This is a genomic window from Scandinavium sp., assembly GCF_032012665.1.
Lineage (GTDB): Bacteria > Pseudomonadota > Gammaproteobacteria > Enterobacterales > Enterobacteriaceae > Scandinavium.
Genome location: NZ_DALZVG010000006.1, coordinates 48,548 through 62,971, shown reverse-complemented (window position 1 = coordinate 62,971; position 14,424 = coordinate 48,548). Strand labels below are relative to the sequence as shown.

General features: G+C 55.0%; 18 protein-coding genes and 1 pseudogene. 10 read left to right on the top strand and 9 right to left on the bottom strand.

The window, feature by feature from the left end; all coding sequences use genetic code 11:
• Positions 1–52 precede the first annotated feature (52 nt).
• Both mdtI and mdtJ read right to left on the bottom strand, forming a co-directional pair.
• Positions 53–382, bottom strand: coding sequence for a multidrug/spermidine efflux SMR transporter subunit MdtI (gene mdtI, locus RTU33_RS07420; RefSeq protein WP_312626350.1), 330 nt, complete (start codon positions 380–382; stop codon positions 53–55).
• Positions 369–731, bottom strand: coding sequence for a multidrug/spermidine efflux SMR transporter subunit MdtJ (gene mdtJ / locus RTU33_RS07415; protein WP_312626348.1), 363 nt, complete (start codon positions 729–731; stop codon positions 369–371). The genes mdtI and mdtJ overlap by 14 nt, the downstream gene beginning before the upstream one ends.
• 398 nt (positions 732–1,129) lie before the next feature.
• Here mdtJ and RTU33_RS07410 point away from each other — a divergent pair, with 398 nt between their 5' ends.
• The gene (locus RTU33_RS07410; protein ID WP_312626347.1) at positions 1,130–2,167 is read left to right on the top strand and encodes an AI-2E family transporter; all 1,038 of its coding nucleotides are present in this window, start codon (positions 1,130–1,132) and stop codon (positions 2,165–2,167) included.
• Positions 2,168–2,439: 272 nt separating this feature from the next.
• Here RTU33_RS07410 and RTU33_RS07405 read toward each other — a convergent pair.
• Positions 2,440–2,538: pseudogene (locus RTU33_RS07405) on the bottom strand (transposase domain-containing protein); the annotation flags it as partial.
• A 34-nt stretch (positions 2,539–2,572) separates the two neighbouring features.
• Positions 2,573–2,947 (bottom strand): hypothetical protein, encoded by a 375-nt coding sequence (locus tag RTU33_RS07400; RefSeq protein ID WP_312626345.1) that lies wholly within the window; start codon positions 2,945–2,947, stop codon positions 2,573–2,575.
• 137 nt (positions 2,948–3,084) lie between these two features.
• On the opposite strand from RTU33_RS07400, the gene mdcA reads away from it, so the two are divergent.
• The 8 genes from mdcA (at position 3,085) to mdcH (ending at position 10,156) form a co-directional block, all read left to right on the top strand.
• Positions 3,085–4,740, top strand: a complete 1,656-nt coding sequence (gene mdcA / locus RTU33_RS07395) for a malonate decarboxylase subunit alpha (protein WP_312626344.1) — start codon at positions 3,085–3,087, stop codon at positions 4,738–4,740.
• Entirely contained in the window at positions 4,740–5,600 is an 861-nt protein-coding gene (locus tag RTU33_RS07390; RefSeq protein WP_312626342.1) for a triphosphoribosyl-dephospho-CoA synthase, read from the top strand. The genes mdcA and RTU33_RS07390 overlap by 1 nt, the downstream gene beginning before the upstream one ends.
• Positions 5,601–5,610: 10 nt before the next feature.
• Positions 5,611–5,910, top strand: coding sequence for a malonate decarboxylase acyl carrier protein (gene mdcC / locus RTU33_RS07385; protein WP_041145768.1), 300 nt, complete (start codon positions 5,611–5,613; stop codon positions 5,908–5,910).
• Positions 5,903–6,736 carry a biotin-independent malonate decarboxylase subunit beta gene (locus RTU33_RS07380; protein WP_312626340.1) on the top strand — a complete coding sequence of 278 codons (834 nt, stop codon included), beginning with the start codon at positions 5,903–5,905 and terminating at the stop codon, positions 6,734–6,736. Before mdcC ends, RTU33_RS07380 begins: the two co-directional genes overlap by 8 nt.
• Entirely contained in the window at positions 6,736–7,536 is an 801-nt protein-coding gene (gene mdcE, locus RTU33_RS07375; RefSeq protein WP_312626497.1) for a biotin-independent malonate decarboxylase subunit gamma, read from the top strand. Before RTU33_RS07380 ends, mdcE begins: the two co-directional genes overlap by 1 nt.
• Positions 7,537–7,675: 139 nt before the next feature.
• Entirely contained in the window at positions 7,676–8,635 is a 960-nt protein-coding gene (locus tag RTU33_RS07370; RefSeq protein WP_312626338.1) for an AEC family transporter, read from the top strand.
• A gap of 1 nt (position 8,636) precedes the next feature.
• Positions 8,637–9,254: a malonate decarboxylase holo-ACP synthase gene (locus tag RTU33_RS07365; protein WP_312626337.1), complete on the top strand. Its 618-nt coding sequence runs from the start codon at positions 8,637–8,639 to the stop codon at positions 9,252–9,254.
• Positions 9,254–10,156 (top strand): malonate decarboxylase subunit epsilon, encoded by a 903-nt coding sequence (mdcH, locus tag RTU33_RS07360; RefSeq protein ID WP_312626496.1) that lies wholly within the window; start codon positions 9,254–9,256, stop codon positions 10,154–10,156. Before RTU33_RS07365 ends, mdcH begins: the two co-directional genes overlap by 1 nt.
• Here the strand turns inward: mdcH and RTU33_RS07355 are convergent.
• The 5 genes from RTU33_RS07355 to ycgZ form a co-directional block, all read right to left on the bottom strand.
• Positions 10,146–11,072, bottom strand: a complete 927-nt coding sequence (locus RTU33_RS07355; RefSeq protein ID WP_312626335.1) for a LysR family transcriptional regulator — start codon at positions 11,070–11,072, stop codon at positions 10,146–10,148. The two genes, mdcH and RTU33_RS07355, sit on opposite strands and share 11 nt — an antisense overlap.
• Positions 11,073–11,164: 92 nt before the next feature.
• Complete coding sequence (locus RTU33_RS07350; protein WP_312626334.1) at positions 11,165–11,728, bottom strand: LuxR family transcriptional regulator; 564 nt, start codon at positions 11,726–11,728, stop codon at positions 11,165–11,167.
• A gap of 97 nt (positions 11,729–11,825) precedes the next feature.
• Complete coding sequence (locus RTU33_RS07345) at positions 11,826–12,092, bottom strand: biofilm development regulator YmgB/AriR family protein (protein ID WP_312626495.1); 267 nt, start codon at positions 12,090–12,092, stop codon at positions 11,826–11,828.
• Between the two features lie 43 nt (positions 12,093–12,135).
• Positions 12,136–12,435 (bottom strand): hypothetical protein, encoded by a 300-nt coding sequence (locus RTU33_RS07340; RefSeq protein ID WP_312626332.1) that lies wholly within the window; start codon positions 12,433–12,435, stop codon positions 12,136–12,138.
• Between the two features lie 34 nt (positions 12,436–12,469).
• Positions 12,470–12,709 carry a regulatory protein YcgZ gene (gene ycgZ / locus RTU33_RS07335; protein ID WP_312626330.1) on the bottom strand — a complete coding sequence of 80 codons (240 nt, stop codon included), beginning with the start codon at positions 12,707–12,709 and terminating at the stop codon, positions 12,470–12,472.
• A gap of 335 nt (positions 12,710–13,044) precedes the next feature.
• On the opposite strand from ycgZ, the gene RTU33_RS07330 reads away from it, so the two are divergent.
• Positions 13,045–14,265, top strand: coding sequence for a diguanylate phosphodiesterase (locus RTU33_RS07330; protein ID WP_312626329.1), 1,221 nt, complete (start codon positions 13,045–13,047; stop codon positions 14,263–14,265).
• Positions 14,266–14,424 lie beyond the last annotated feature (159 nt).

The following is a 14,424-nucleotide window of genomic DNA, read 5'->3' as shown; positions in this document are numbered from 1 at the left end:
AGCGTAATACACCTGACATTTTTCGCTGCCCGCATTTGCGGGCAGCGTCACGTCATGCAAGTTTAATCATCACCATACCGGCGATTAACAAGCCTAAACCAATCCAGCCTTTGTTGTTCAGACGCTGACCAAAGAGGATCCAGCCTGCGGCAAGCGTGGCCGCCACGCCAAAACCACCCCAGATGGCATACGCCACGGAAAGGTCGATCCCTTTCACCGCTTGCGACAGCGCGCTGAAGGCCGCCAGTACCGCCGCCAGTGACAAAATGCCATACAGCTTGCGACGAAAACCGTCTGAGAATTTAAGGAAAATATTGGCGACAATTTCCAGCACAATCGCCCCCGCCAGCCAGACCCCGTGAATCCACTCAAATTGCGGCATGATTCACCTCCGCAGGCTGCTTTTCCGCTTTGCGGGTGCCCGATTTAATCAGCACAATCCCCGCCACCAGCGTTGCCAGCCCCGCCACTTTCATCACGGTGAGCGTTTCATCAAACAGCGTCACGCTGAACAGCGTAATCAGCAATATCCCCACCCCCTCCCACAGGGCATAGGCCACGCCGAGGGCGATTTTTTTTACCGCGAAGGATAAGAATATATAGGAAAGTGCAATCATGCCGAGCATTAAAATATAACCGGCGTGACCGTTGCTGACGCTGGCCCATTTCATGGAAAGCGTACCAATAATTTCCGTGGCGATCGCCAGGGCTAATAATATCCAGTAAAACATACGACTTCTCCTGCCTGAGAATATAATCCGTTGCAGCTTGCGAAACGCGCAAACCGAATAAAAACGATTAAAATTTAGCTCAAACGAAGAAGGAAACTATAGCGCAGAGCGCCAGTGCTGCTCACCAGATTGCGTAGCAAAGGAAGGAAAAACAATAAATTGACAGGAAGTTCGGGTTTTGAACAGGATGTCCATAAAATTACAATTATCCGCGGTATTGCTTCTCGTCATTGCGGATGAAAATTGTCCTCAGTAGTTAAACACAGCGCAATTCTGGCATAGCGCCACAATAAACTCAAAGTCTTTTCAATTCTTTACTGAGGCGGTTTAGCCTTTATTCGTTTATTCTCAACCCATCCACCTTTATGATGTTGCTAAACAGATTAAGGAAGCGTGTCATGGCAAAAACGGGTATTACGCTCAATGGATTAAAAATAGCCATCATGCTGGGAATGCTGGTGATTATTCTCACCGGCATTCGTTTCGCCGCCGATATCGTGGTGCCGTTTATTCTGGCGCTGTTTATCTCAGTGGTGCTCAACCCGGTGGTGCAGTGGCTGGAGCGCCTGCGCGTACCGCGGGTACTTGCAATAAGCCTGCTGATTGGCCTGATAATCCTGGTGGCGGTGCTGCTGCTCGCCACGCTGGGCACCTCACTGAACGAACTGGCCCGTACCCTGCCGCAGTATCGTTCATCACTGGTTGTTCCGCTGCAAAATCTGGAGCCGTGGCTTCAGCGGTTTGGTATCGAAGTCTCGGTCAACGAGCTGGTGAAGTATATTGACCCGAACGCCGCCATGACGTTCGTCACCAGCCTGCTGACCCAGCTCACCAACGCTATGTCGTCTATTTTTCTGCTGCTGTTAACGGTGGTGTTTATGCTGTTCGAAGTGCCGCAACTGCCCACCAAACTGAAACAGATGATGGTGCGTCCGGTGGAAGGTATGGCGGCGATTCAGCGGGCTATCGACAGCGTCTCCCACTATCTGGTGCTGAAAACTGCCATCAGCGTGGTCACGGGCCTGGTGGCCTGGGCAATGCTCGCCGCGCTCGACGTGCGGTTTGCCTTTATCTGGGGGCTGCTGGCATTCGCACTCAACTATATTCCCAATATCGGATCGGTGCTCGCCGCTATTCCGCCGATTCTGCAGGTGTTGGTTTTCGGCGGGCTGTATGATGCGCTGGTCGTGCTGGCAGGCTACCTGGCCATCAATATGGTGTTCGGCAATATACTGGAGCCGCGAATCATGGGGCGCGGGCTGGGGCTTTCAACGCTGGTGGTGTTCCTGTCGCTGATTTTCTGGGGCTGGCTGCTCGGCCCGGTGGGCATGATGCTGTCGGTGCCGCTGACGATCGTTGTTAAAATCGGCCTGGAGAACACCGAAGGAGGGAAAAGCATCGCGGTACTGCTCAGTGACTTAAGCAAAAAGGCGTAAACGCCCGGCAGGCTGACGTGAAAAGTGCACTCGCGCTCACATGATCAGCCTGTCAATCCAGCCTGCAAGGATGGCCTGTCGCGCCAAAAAAATCAGTGCTGCCCAGAAAACAATCAACTTTACCACCGCCGCTCCCTGCTCTTTCATTTTCACCACCTTCTCTGCATGCCGTCCTGGCACAGAGTAAAGCCCTGCGGGTATATGTAACATAAACAGAACGCCCCTAAATTGCAGGGTAAGCGTACACCGAGGGCCGTATTGACGGGGATGTGTTATTCAGTTGGCAGTGTGATGCGCCAGGGTAGCAGTTCGCTGACCCGATTGACAGGCCAGTCGGCTATGACGTCAAGCACATAGCGGAGGTAGCCTTCTTTTGGTGTACACCACTTTGTCGAATACATCAGGTCATGACCAGACGGTTCTCGCTGTACGCTTACATTGCAGGAACATATACGGATGGTGAATATGTGAAATCAGACAGGTTTTGGCGGCGTGCCGGCTACTCTTTGCTCGCCTTTCTGACGAAAAAATCAACGAAAAAACAGGGCTGAATAAAACAATATCATCCAACGTTTGTATAAAAATAAATAAACCATCGCTTGTCATTGCGCGCGCTTTATTGCGAAAGAGTACATTAATCCAGTCACTCAGATTTATTTTGGGAACCACGCATTTCCTCTGTCCGTTATCTGAACACTCCTCTCGCTTTACTGAATTTTCACCTGCTCCTGTCTCCCTGTACACATAGTCTACACTTCCCATTCCGACTTCGATCGCCATCACATAATTCCGCAGGCAATTATTACTCTTAGGCTAACAATCTGTCCCCCGGGTTAATTGATGGGTTACTCCTTACGGAGCAGACTAACTGCAGCATAAATCCAGGCAAAATGATTTGCTGAATCAGGAGGTTAATAATGAATGCTGGCCAAAATCCAGCCCGAAACTGGAACACACGCCGCAGCGAAAAAGCGCGCCGTGTCGCTTCCCTTTCGGTGCAGGGGAAAGTCATTCCCACTGACGGTCTGGTGGACGCACTGGAAAAACTGATTGCCCCAGGCGACCGCGTGGTACTGGAAGGTAACAACCAGAAGCAGGCCGATTTTCTCTCCCGTATGCTTGCTGAAGTGAGCCCGGCAAAAGTGCACGATCTGCATATGATCATGCCAAGCGTCGGTCGCAGCGAGCATCTCGACATCTTCGAAAAAGGCATTGCCCGCAAGCTCGATTTCTCCTTCTCCGGTCCGCAGAGCCTGCGCATTTCGCAACTGTTGCAGGACGGTCAACTCGAAATCGGCGCCATCCACACCTATATCGAACTTTACTCCCGCCTTTACGTCGATCTCTGCCCCAACGTGGCACTGATTGCCGGGTATAAAGCCGACCGCAAAGGCAACCTCTATACCGGGCCAAGTACCGAAGACACCCCGGCGCTGGTTGAGGCCGCCGCCTTCCGCGACGGGATCGTTATCGCGCAGGTTAACGAAATCGTCGATGACGAATGTGACCTGCCGCGCGTCGATATTCCGGGCTCGTGGATTGATTACGTGGTCGTCGCCGACAAGCCGTTCTTTATCGAACCGCTGTTCACCCGCGACCCGCGCCTCATCAAGCAGGAGCATATCCTGATGGCGATGATGGCAATTAAAGGCATCTACGCCGAACATCAGGTGCAGTCCCTGAACCACGGCATCGGCTTCAACACCGCCGCCATCGAGCTGCTGCTGCCGACCTACGGCGAACAGCTTGGCCTGAAAGGCAAAATCTGTAAGCACTGGACGCTCAACCCGCATCCAACGCTTATCCCTGCCATTGAAAGCGGCTGGGTGGAAAGCGTGCACTGCTTCGGCGGCGAGCTGGGGATGGAAGAGTACATCCGCGCCCGTCCGGACATTTTCTTCACCGGTGCCGACGGCTCCATGCGCTCCAACCGTGCCTTCTGCCAGCTGGCAGGCCAGTACGCGGTGGACATGTTCATCGGCTCTACCTTGCAGATTGATGGGCTTGCTAACTCCTCTACCGTGACACGCGGTCGTCTGTCCGGCTTCGGCGGCGCGCCGAATATGGGTCACGATCCGCACGGTCGCCGTCACGCAACCCCTGCCTGGCTGAACATGATCACCGAGCCAGACCCAATGCAGCGCGGTAAAAAACTCGTCGTGCAAATGGTCGAAACCTTCCAGGCGGGCGTGAAGCCAAGCTTTGTCGAGCAGCTGGACGCCGTTGAAGTGGCGAAATCCTCCGGGATGCCGCTGGCGCCGGTGATGATTTACGGCGACGACGTCACTCACGTATTGACCGAAGAAGGCATCGCCTACCTCTATCGCGGTGAAAGTCTTGAAGAGCGTCGAGCAATGGTTGCTGCCGTCGCCGGGATCACCGATATCGGCCTTGGCGTGGATGCCAAACGCGTCGCTGAGCTGCGCAAAAGCGGCAAAGTGGTCTACCCGGAAGACATGGGCATCCGCCGTTCTGACGCCACCCGTTCCCTGCTCGCCGCAGGCAGCGTGGCGGATCTGGTCGAATGGTCCGACGGTCTTTACAACCCACCTGCGAAATTCCGGAGCTGGTAATGAAACTCCTGTCACAGACTCATGCCGAGGTGCAGGCAGAAAGGCTGGCGTTCATCGCCCGCGACTGCCTGATCGACGAAGCGCGATTAAGCCCGAAGCCGGGTCTGGTGGACAGCCGGGGAAACGGTGCCCATCACGACCTCTCTTTGGCGCTGATGGAGCGCTCGGCACACAGCCTGACCCCAACGTTTCTGCAACTGGCCCAGCAAAGCTGGCTGCGTCCCACCGACATCGCCCTGCGCGAAACCGTCGGTCGTTTAGGGCGCGAAGGCGAACAGCAGATGATGGCCGCCACCCATGGCGTGAATACCCATCGCGGCGCCATCTGGGCACTCGGCTTACTGGTCAGCGCCGTGGCGATGCATGGCGGTAACGCAGGCGCACAGCAGATTGCACAATCCGCTGCCCTGCTCGCCCGCCTGCCGGACGGCGCTGCGCCGAAGACCTTCAGTAAAGGGCTGAAAGCCACGCATCAGTACCGGGTGCCGGGTGCACGTGAAGAGGCGCAACAGGCGTTTCCGCACGTGATGCAGCTCGCGTTACCGCAGCTGTTACGCAGCCGCGCAATGGGTGCGAACGAGAGCGAAGCCCGCCTTGATGCACTGATGGCGATCATGACCTCGCTCAGCGACACCTGCGTACTTTCGCGAGCGGGCATGCCCGGTCTGGAAGCGATGCAGGCCGGAGCCCGCACGGTGCTGAATGCAGGCGGTTGCGCCACGGCACAAGGCCGCGAAGCGCTCGCTGAACTCGATGCTCAGATGCTCGAACTTAACGCTTCGCCCGGTGGTGCTGCGGATCTTCTCGCCGCCACGCTGTTTCTTGACAGGGTCAGCCAGCCCGCGTCTTGCTCAATTTAAAGAGGATGTTATGGAACACATTACATTGTCATTTCCTGCCAGCCGCACCTTCAGCGGTAAAGCACTGGCAGGCGTCGTAGGCTCCGGTGATATGGAAGTGCTGTTCACCGCAGCCGCCGGGGAAACCCTCAGTATTGATATCACCACCTCCGTGGACAACAGCACCCGCCGCTGGAATGCACTGTTCGATCGCCTGAATCTGATCAACGGCCTGCCTGCGGGCAAGCTGATCATTCACGACTTCGGCGCAACCCCTGGCGTGGCGCGCATTCGTATCGAACAGGTATTTGAAGAGGTGGCTCATGCGTAACGATCGCAGCTTTATCGAATTACGGGCCCGCGAACGTGCCCATGCGCTGCTGGACGAAGGCAGCTACCGTGAATTGCTCGACCCGTTCGAAGGCATTATGTCGCCATGGCTCGCACCGCAGGGCGTTGTGCCGCAGTCCGACGACGGCATGGTGGTCGCTCGCGGCACCATCAACGGCCAGTCCGCGGTGGTGATTGCCATCGAAGGCACCTTCCAGGGCGGCAGCATGGGCGAAGTCTCCGGTGCCAAAATGGCAGCCGCGCTCGAACTGGCGGCAGAAGATAACCGCAACGGCATTCCCACCCAGGCCGTGCTGAGCCTTGAAACCGGCGGCGTGCGCCTGCAGGAAGCCAACCTCGGCCTGGCAGCCATTGCCGATATCCACGCCGCGATTGTCGATCTGCGTCGCTATACCCCTGTAGTCGGCATCGTGACCGGTACCGTTGGCTGCTTCGGCGGAATGTCTATTGCCGCCGCCCTTTGTAGCTACCTGATTGTTACCCGCGAAGCGCGCCTTGGCCTCAACGGCCCGCAGGTTATTGAGCAGGAAGCCGGGATCGAAGAGTACGACTCCCGCGATCGCCCATTCATCTGGAGCATGACCGGCGGTGAAATCCGTTACGCAAGTGGCCTGGTCGATGCGCTGGTCGATGACGGCGTTAACGCGGTGAAAACCGCCATGAACGACGCTATCGCCAAAGGCGTTCCGGCACAAAACCGCAGCGACAAATATGCCGACTTCCTGACCCGTCTGAGCAACTTTGACACCCGTCAGCAGGCCGATACCGCGCAGATTAAACAGCTTTTCGCCGGGGAGGTGAAATGATGACTCAGTCCAATAGCCGTGGAGCCTTGTGGCTGGAAAAACTGGCGCCAAATGCGCCGCGCATGACTGGCCTGTGCCCTTCAGTACGGGTCGCCGACGGTGAACTGAACAATGAGGCCGTACGCTTCATCGCCGTCGTACCCGATGCCAATAACCACTATCCGCGCGCCGCGAAAGGCGAAGTGGGCCTGCTGGAAGGCTGGACGCTGGCAAAAGTGGTGAATGAAACCATCGATGCCGACGCGAACAGCGACGTGAAGCGCCCAATTGTGGCGGTGATCGACGTTCCAAGCCAGGCCTATGGTCGCCGTGAAGAAGCGTTCGGCATTCACCAGGCGCTCGCCGGTGCCGCCGGTGCCTATGCGAAAGCGCGCCTGGCGGGCCATCCGGTGATCGGTCTTATCGTCGGCAAGGCGATGTCCGGGGCGTTTCTGGCGCACGGTTATCAGGCTAATCGCCTGATTGCTATCAACGATAAAGGCGTACTGGTGCATGCGATGGGCAAAGAATCCGCCGCGCGTATCACCCTGCGTACCGTCGACGCGCTGGAAAAACTGGCAGCGACCATTCCGCCAATGGCCTATGACGTCAGCAACTACGCCACCCTCGGCCTGCTCTCCGACCTGCTGAACCTCAGCAACCCGGACGCGCCGTCCGATGCTGACCTGGCGCTGGTGGAGCTCACCGTGCAGAAGGCAATTTCTGATGCACGTAAAGACCCAAGCCTGAAAAATCGTCTCGGCGCGGAAAATCGCCGCAGCTCTGCCCTGGTACGCGAACGGATGCGCGCCAGCTGGTAACGGGCAACCTCAGAAGTACGTAAAAAAAGACCTGCCGAAAGCGGCAACCGTCGGGCGCAGCATAGCGCCCACGGCAAGCCGCTTTTAGAAAATTATAAACATCGCAAATGTTCTCTATTTTTCTTACTACAGGTGATCTATGACTTATGTAATTGTTCATGCCCTTGCGCCGATTTTTCTGATCATGCTGCTGGGCTTCTGGGCCGGCAAAGCCAAAATGGTCGACAACAAAAACGTGTCGCTGCTCAATATCTTCGTAATGGACTTTGCCCTGCCCGCCGCGCTGTTCAGCGCCACCGTGCAGACCCCATGGGCAGGTATTGTCGCCCAGTCACCGCTAATTGTGGTGCTGACCGGCGCAATGTGGATCACCTATGCGGCGATCTACTTCCTGGCTACCAGCGTATTTAAAAAATCCCCGCAGGATGCTGCCGTGCTGACCCTCACCGTGGCGCTGCCGAACTATGCCGCGCTTGGCCTGCCGATTCTCGGTAGCGTGCTGGGTGAAAGCTCCGCGACGTCTCTTTCCGTCGCCGTCTCCATCGCCTGCGGCTCCGTGCTGATGACGCCGTTCTGCCTGCTGATTCTGGAGCGTGAAAAAGCACGCGCTGCCGGTGAAAACAGCGGTTCTACGCTGGCGATGCTGCCGGTGCTGATGTGGCGTTCGCTGAAGAAACCTATCGTGATGGGCCCGCTGCTCGGCGTGATCCTCTCGGCGATTGGTATCAAAATGCCGGATCTGGTGCTGGCTGCTATCAAGCCGCTGGGCCTGTCGGCAACCGCTGCCGCGCTGTTCCTGACCGGTGTGATTCTGTCAGCCCGTAAGCTGCAGCTGAACGCCATGGTGAGCATTGCGACCATCACCAAGCTGCTGATCCAGCCGTTTATCGCCTGGGCTATCGTTCTGGCTTTCGGCCTGCACGGCTCCGTGGCGATCACCGCTATCCTGATGATTGCGCTGTCCGCGGGCTTCTTCGGCGTGGTGTTTGGTAACCGCTTTGGCGTACAGTCGCCGGATGCCGAAGCCGTGCTGCTGTTGAGCTCCGTTCTGTGTATCCTGTCGTTACCGCTGTTCATCACTTTAACTTCAGGTATCTGATATGACATTCACCTCGCGCCCTCACGATTTGCTGTGGCTGAAAAGCCGCGACGCCCTGCTCAACGTTGAGGAGGCGTGGGTGGCCAGCCAGTGGCAACCGGGCCTGCCCGTGGTCGTACGGCGCGACGTGAATGACAGCGGCGATATTCCGGTAGGCGTGCGCGGCATGAAGCGCGAACAGCGCGCGGCCGGATGGGTTAAAGCAGAGTCCGTTTCCCGCGTCATCACACCGGAAGCACTGGCCGAACGCCAGCACCTGCTGCACTCGCCGTTTGTTTCCCAGCCGCCTGTTCAGGCGGCTATTTTGCTGACCACCTTTGCGTGGCCGTGGCTCTGGGGCATTACCGGCAGTACGGCCTATGCCCTTGCTACCGAAATTCCCGTGCTGCACGCCGACAGCGATCTCGATTTACTGATTCGCGCTCCTGAACCGCTGACCAATGACGAATTGCGGCAGTGGCAGGCGCAAGTGGATAAGCTGCCGTGCCGCGCCGACACCCAGATTGAAACGCCCTTTGGCGCATTTGCGCTCAACGAATGGCTGCGCGAAGGACGCGTTCTGCTGAAAACCGCCACCGGACCGCAGCTCACCGCGACGCCGTGGCACAGGGAGTCATGATGAAAATCCTCTTTACCTTTCCCGGCCAGGGCACCCAACGTCCGGGAATGCTGCAAAATCTTCCCGACGGTGAGGCCATTCTTGCCGAAGTCCACGCCGTACTTGGCGATGAAGCCTACCAGCTCGACACAGCCGATGCGCTGAAGCACACCCGCGCGGTGCAGCTTTGTTTGCTTATTGCGGGCGTGGCGTGGGCTAACGAGCTTATTCGCCACGAAGTCAAACCGGATATCGCAAGCGGCCTGTCGATTGGCGCTTACCCTGCGGCGGTAGTGGCTGGCGCGCTGGATTTTCGCGACGCGCTGCGGCTGGTCGCCCTGCGCGGTGATTTAATGGAACAGGCGTATCCGCACGGTTACGGCCTGATGGCTATTGTTGGCCTCACGCTGAATCAGGTTGAAAAGCTGATGGCGGAAAGCGGAACTTACATCGCCAACCTCAATGCCGAAACGCAGATAGTGATTGCCGGTCGGGATGAGGATATGGCGGAGGTTGCGAGAAAAGCATTGGCCGCCGGAGCCAGCAAGGCGACCCGGCTTGCGGTAAGCGTACCCTCACACTGTGCCTTGCTGGATAAACCGGCGGCAGAATTAGCTCAGGCGTTTGAATCCGTGACGTTGTCACGCCCATCACGTGCGTATCTCAGCGGATCAACCGGTCGTGTACTGTGGGAACCGCAGAAAATTGCCGTGGACTTAGCCTTCAACATGGCGCGCACCGTACAGTGGCAGGATGCGATGGTTTCCGCCAATCAGCGCGATGCACGGCTGGCGATTGAGATGCCGCCCGGTAGCGTGCTGACCGGGCTGACGCACCTCGCAGGCTGGCAGGGCGATGCCATCTGTATGGAGCGTAACAGCGTTGAAGTGGCGCAGCATCTGGCGAAACGCCTCAGCCGTTGAGGCTTCGGGCGTACATCCGTCCTTCCGCCGCCAGCGCCAGTAAATCCTGATCGCGCTCGCGGTGGTGTGAATAGACAATCGAAATCAGCTGGCGCATCTGGTACGGCTCCGCCAGCTTCAAAAGCTGAACATCATTCTCGTACACTTTCTTCATGCGGCCCGGGATGAGCGCAAAGCCGACTCCCGCCTGCACCAGGCTTATCATCGAGAAGATATCATTTACGCGGGTGACGATTTCCGGCTCAAAGCCAGCAATCTGAAATGCTTCCTGAAAACCTGCGTAGGTGGCGAACCCTTCCGCAAGCGAGACGAACTTGCGGTCGCCGTAATCGCGCAGATCGGCCGCCTGTGAGGTATTCAGTTTGATGCTGGCGGGTGCGGCAAGAAAAATATCGTCATGGAACAGCGGGATAACATCAAATTTTGACCCGGCGAATTCACCTTCATTGGTGGAAATCAGAATCGCATCCAGCGCGTCGTCCTCCAGCATATCCAGCAGCATCTGGTTGGATCCCATGGTCAAATCCAGCTCCAGCGATGGTCGGCGCAGCTTCATGCCCATGATGATTTTCGGCACTGTCTCCAGCGTGAGCGAATAGAGCGTGCCGATGCGTAGCCGACCCCGGCCCACGCCCGCTACCTTGCGGGTCTCCTCCAGTCCTTTACTCATCAGGCTTATGACATCCTGACAGTACTCCAGCAGCGTCCATGCTGCCGGAAGCGGCAGTAAATTACGCCCTTTATGAATAAACAGCGGGCAGCCAACGCCCTCTTCCAGCGTATGCAGCGCCCGGTGAACGCTGACGCTGCTGAGCTCCAGCGCTTCCGCCGTACGGGCAATATTGCCTTTACTCATAAACATCATAAAGACGCTGAGTTTACGAAAGGTAATGTCCTGATTGATATCGTCTTTCATCGCTGTCCGTTTCTCCCGGGCTGAAGGCAGTCATTATACCTGCTTTTCGTGATGACCCGTTGAAACGATCTCGCGGCTGGATTATTTCAGCATCAATGATATTGATGGCTTTCCATCAGCCAGTTTTTAAAGATATCGCTGCGCAGCGTACGCAATAGATCAATGGCACCGGAACAGCCTATCTTTTTAATCAGCGTCTGGCGTGTCTGATAAACGGTTTTGATATGCAGATTGAGGTATTCCCCCATCTCCGCCATTTTTTTACCTTCTTTTATCAGGTCAATAAGCCGCCGTTCCCTGGCAGTCAATAAAACAGGCTTTTTTGATTCCAAAGGTTTATCCGCAAGATAACTAATGGAAATAACGAAGTTTTGTAGCTCGTGTACCGTCACCCTTTTAGGTAGCTGATAAAAAGGAGCCGTATTAAGAAAATTAAATGATGTTCCTTCCGTGAGCAGCACAATACGGTTTTTAGTCAGATCGTAATTATGCTTTAACACATCGGTGTAGTGATGTTCCGTTAAAAAGACATATCGTAAACCAGTATTATCAAACTTAATTTTTTGCAGAATGTTCTCTAAACCCATTCTGAGATAGTTATCCGTCAGCCAGATATCGGCGTGATCGTGCTGTGTGTAGTCTTCACCGCGCATCATTCACATCGCCTTTTTCAGGAAGCAGAGATCGTAAGACCAGTGATATCACAGGCCCGTCAAATAGGTGAAATACGGTTTAAAACAGAAAAAGAATGTGTTAAATATCATCCATAGTATGGCCAACGACAATTTCAATCGTTTTGCGAATCACGTCGGCCTGCACCACATCTTCCGTTGATTCCAGGCGGCGAATCAGCGCCAGCATAATATTTTTATTATTAATACTCTCCCCGGCGATAATCACATTACGAATTGCAGCACCCAGCGCTACAGATTCTTCAGCCAGAATATCACCGGCGTGGCGAAAATAATCAGATAACGCGTTATCGGCCAGAGCACTATAAATATCAGGTTGTTGAATCATTGCTGTATTCATCTGTTTCACCATTATGAAATGAAATCGCTTGCTAGTGGATTTTGCCTTTGCCCGACGCAGACATCCCGTCCACCATCATTTGCGCACTCTCCTTATGCTGACGTTTTGTTGTGGGCGTTTCCTGCTCACTCTTATCTGTCATCACTGCTTCGATATAAGCGACAATCAGCGGAAGGGCTCCGCGTCTGCGGGGATCCCGCTCTACGGCCTGCATGTTACGTAGCTCTGTAAGTAGAGCCATTGAGCTCACCGGCGCCTTGCGTTTCAGCAGAGACAGCACTGCCTCGCCGATCAGTTCATCTGTGAGTTGTTCAATGTCGCTTCTGTTCATCACTAACGTCTCTGCTTGCCGTACAACCTGACGATCAGCGCTCGAACAGCAGACCAATCAGGGCATTATAGTGGCCTTCCTCTTCCGGGCAGGAAGCCTGGTCGAGCCGGCGCAGTAATTTGGTGCACAGCGATTTACGGTTGAGGTTGCGGCCATCGTTCAGAATTTCCACCACAATCTGCCCCAGCGTTTCCTGTTGAGTCGGCATATTGACCTTAGTGAAATACTGTGCAATCGCGGTAGCGGTATCCGGGATGTAACCATTCTGCTGCATATGTCGCTCCTGTACGAATCAGTAAAAGGGTTAAAAGTTCGTTATTCAAACTTAGAAAAATTGTACATAAAATCTGTACAAGTGCGTTATTGATTTTTAGCAAAAAGTGCTAATTCAATGATTTCAATTCGTTATAAACATCAAACAGGACCAGCGCCTCAATTTATCCGTACATCAATCACCTAAAACCCTGTACAAAAACTGAGACAGAATTTCACCATGTCTGTACAACGTCATTTTACTGTAAAACGTTTGTTAATTTAATGTGTTATATAACAAGACATCCTGCTGCCTATCTGCCAGGATTAAGTCTCTTCTTCTCTAAGTGAAAAATCATGCTCACCACCATTATTTACCGCAGCCACTTTTGCGATGACGTCCCCGTTAAAGCGCTCGAGAGCATGGTTGCTGCCGCCAGTATCAAAAATCGCGATGCGGACGTGACCGGCATCCTTCTTTTCAACGGCACCCATTTTTTCCAGCTGCTCGAAGGGCCGGAAGAGAAGGTAAAGGCGATTTATCAGACGATTTGCGAGGATCGCCGCCACTACAACGTGGTGGAACTGCTGTGCGACTACGCCCCGTCCCGCCGCTTCGGCAAAGTAGGCATGGAGCTCTTCGATTTGCGGGAGCACGACCGTGATGAGGTATTGCAGACTATTCTCGACAAGGGCACCTCGAAATATCAGCTCACCTTTAATGACCGGGCCCTGCAGTTCTTCAGAACCTTCGTTGAGGCGACGGAAAAAGAGAACTACTTTGAGATCCCGGTCGATAACGGCTGGGCGTTTATTCCACAGGGTAACGCCCGACGCGTCGATCCGCAGGTCGCAATGCAGCTTGCAGAGTGCGGATTTGCCTTTCAGCCCATTATCGACCCGCTCTCTCAGGAGATCGTTTCGCTGGAAGCCCTGTTACGCACCGCCTCCGGTGATTCGCCAAAAGCTTTTTTTGCCGCCCTGAGCGGCGAAGCTGTTTATGAAGCCGATCTCAGAAGCAAGCAGGCGGCTTTTGCGCTGGCCTCGGCGCTCGATCTGCATGAACAGACCATCAGCGTAAACCTGTTGCCAATGACGCTGGTGAAGATTCCCAATGCCGTTCCGACTCTGCTGCAGGCCATTGAGCTAAACGGCCTGGTGCCTGAGCAAATCATCGTCGAATTCACCGAAAGCGAGGTGATTTCCCAGTTTGACGCCTTTACCCAGGCGGTGCGTTCTCTGAAAGCTGCCGGGATAAGCGTTGCCATTGACCACTTCGGAGCAGGGTTTGCCGGACTTTTGCTGCTGGCCCAGTTCCAGCCAGATCGCATCAAAATCAGCCGTGACCTGATTCGCGACGTACACAAAAGCGGCCCGCGCCAGGCTATCGTGCAGGCGATTATCAAATGTTGTGCATCGCTCGAGATCGCCGTTTCCGCCGTTGGCGTCGAGAAAGCGGAAGAGTGGATGTGGCTTGAGTCGGCCGGCATCTTCCAGTTCCAGGGCCACCTGTTTGCCGAGCCTTGCTTCTGCGGGATCCCGCCTGTCGCCTGGCCGGAAAAGAAAAGCCTGTTGTAATTTCCCACAGAAGAACCCGCTCGCAGTCAGCAGTTCACGCGAGCGGGGTACTCACCTTTTGATTTCCCCCTAATCGTAATTTCAGATTTTGTTCACCTTTTGTTAAGGATTTTGTTGCTACCCTTAGGATGAGCTGCTGTACAATAAATAATAAATTGT

Coding starts and splice junctions, on each gene's coding strand:
- mdtI (WP_312626350.1), bottom strand. CDS start 382: ATGCCGCAATTTGAGTGGATTCACGGGGTCTGGCTGGCGGGGGCGATT.
- mdtJ (WP_312626348.1), bottom strand. CDS start 731: ATGTTTTACTGGATATTATTAGCCCTGGCGATCGCCACGGAAATTATT.
- RTU33_RS07410 (WP_312626347.1), top strand. CDS start 1,130: ATGGCAAAAACGGGTATTACGCTCAATGGATTAAAAATAGCCATCATG.
- RTU33_RS07400 (WP_312626345.1), bottom strand. CDS start 2,947: ATGGCGATCGAAGTCGGAATGGGAAGTGTAGACTATGTGTACAGGGAG.
- mdcA (WP_312626344.1), top strand. CDS start 3,085: ATGAATGCTGGCCAAAATCCAGCCCGAAACTGGAACACACGCCGCAGC.
- RTU33_RS07390 (WP_312626342.1), top strand. CDS start 4,740: ATGAAACTCCTGTCACAGACTCATGCCGAGGTGCAGGCAGAAAGGCTG.
- mdcC (WP_041145768.1), top strand. CDS start 5,611: ATGGAACACATTACATTGTCATTTCCTGCCAGCCGCACCTTCAGCGGT.
- RTU33_RS07380 (WP_312626340.1), top strand. CDS start 5,903: ATGCGTAACGATCGCAGCTTTATCGAATTACGGGCCCGCGAACGTGCC.
- mdcE (WP_312626497.1), top strand. CDS start 6,736: ATGACTCAGTCCAATAGCCGTGGAGCCTTGTGGCTGGAAAAACTGGCG.
- RTU33_RS07370 (WP_312626338.1), top strand. CDS start 7,676: ATGACTTATGTAATTGTTCATGCCCTTGCGCCGATTTTTCTGATCATG.
- RTU33_RS07365 (WP_312626337.1), top strand. CDS start 8,637: ATGACATTCACCTCGCGCCCTCACGATTTGCTGTGGCTGAAAAGCCGC.
- mdcH (WP_312626496.1), top strand. CDS start 9,254: ATGAAAATCCTCTTTACCTTTCCCGGCCAGGGCACCCAACGTCCGGGA.
- RTU33_RS07355 (WP_312626335.1), bottom strand. CDS start 11,072: ATGAAAGACGATATCAATCAGGACATTACCTTTCGTAAACTCAGCGTC.
- RTU33_RS07350 (WP_312626334.1), bottom strand. CDS start 11,728: ATGATGCGCGGTGAAGACTACACACAGCACGATCACGCCGATATCTGG.
- RTU33_RS07345 (WP_312626495.1), bottom strand. CDS start 12,092: ATGATTCAACAACCTGATATTTATAGTGCTCTGGCCGATAACGCGTTA.
- RTU33_RS07340 (WP_312626332.1), bottom strand. CDS start 12,435: ATGAACAGAAGCGACATTGAACAACTCACAGATGAACTGATCGGCGAG.
- ycgZ (WP_312626330.1), bottom strand. CDS start 12,709: ATGCAGCAGAATGGTTACATCCCGGATACCGCTACCGCGATTGCACAG.
- RTU33_RS07330 (WP_312626329.1), top strand. CDS start 13,045: ATGCTCACCACCATTATTTACCGCAGCCACTTTTGCGATGACGTCCCC.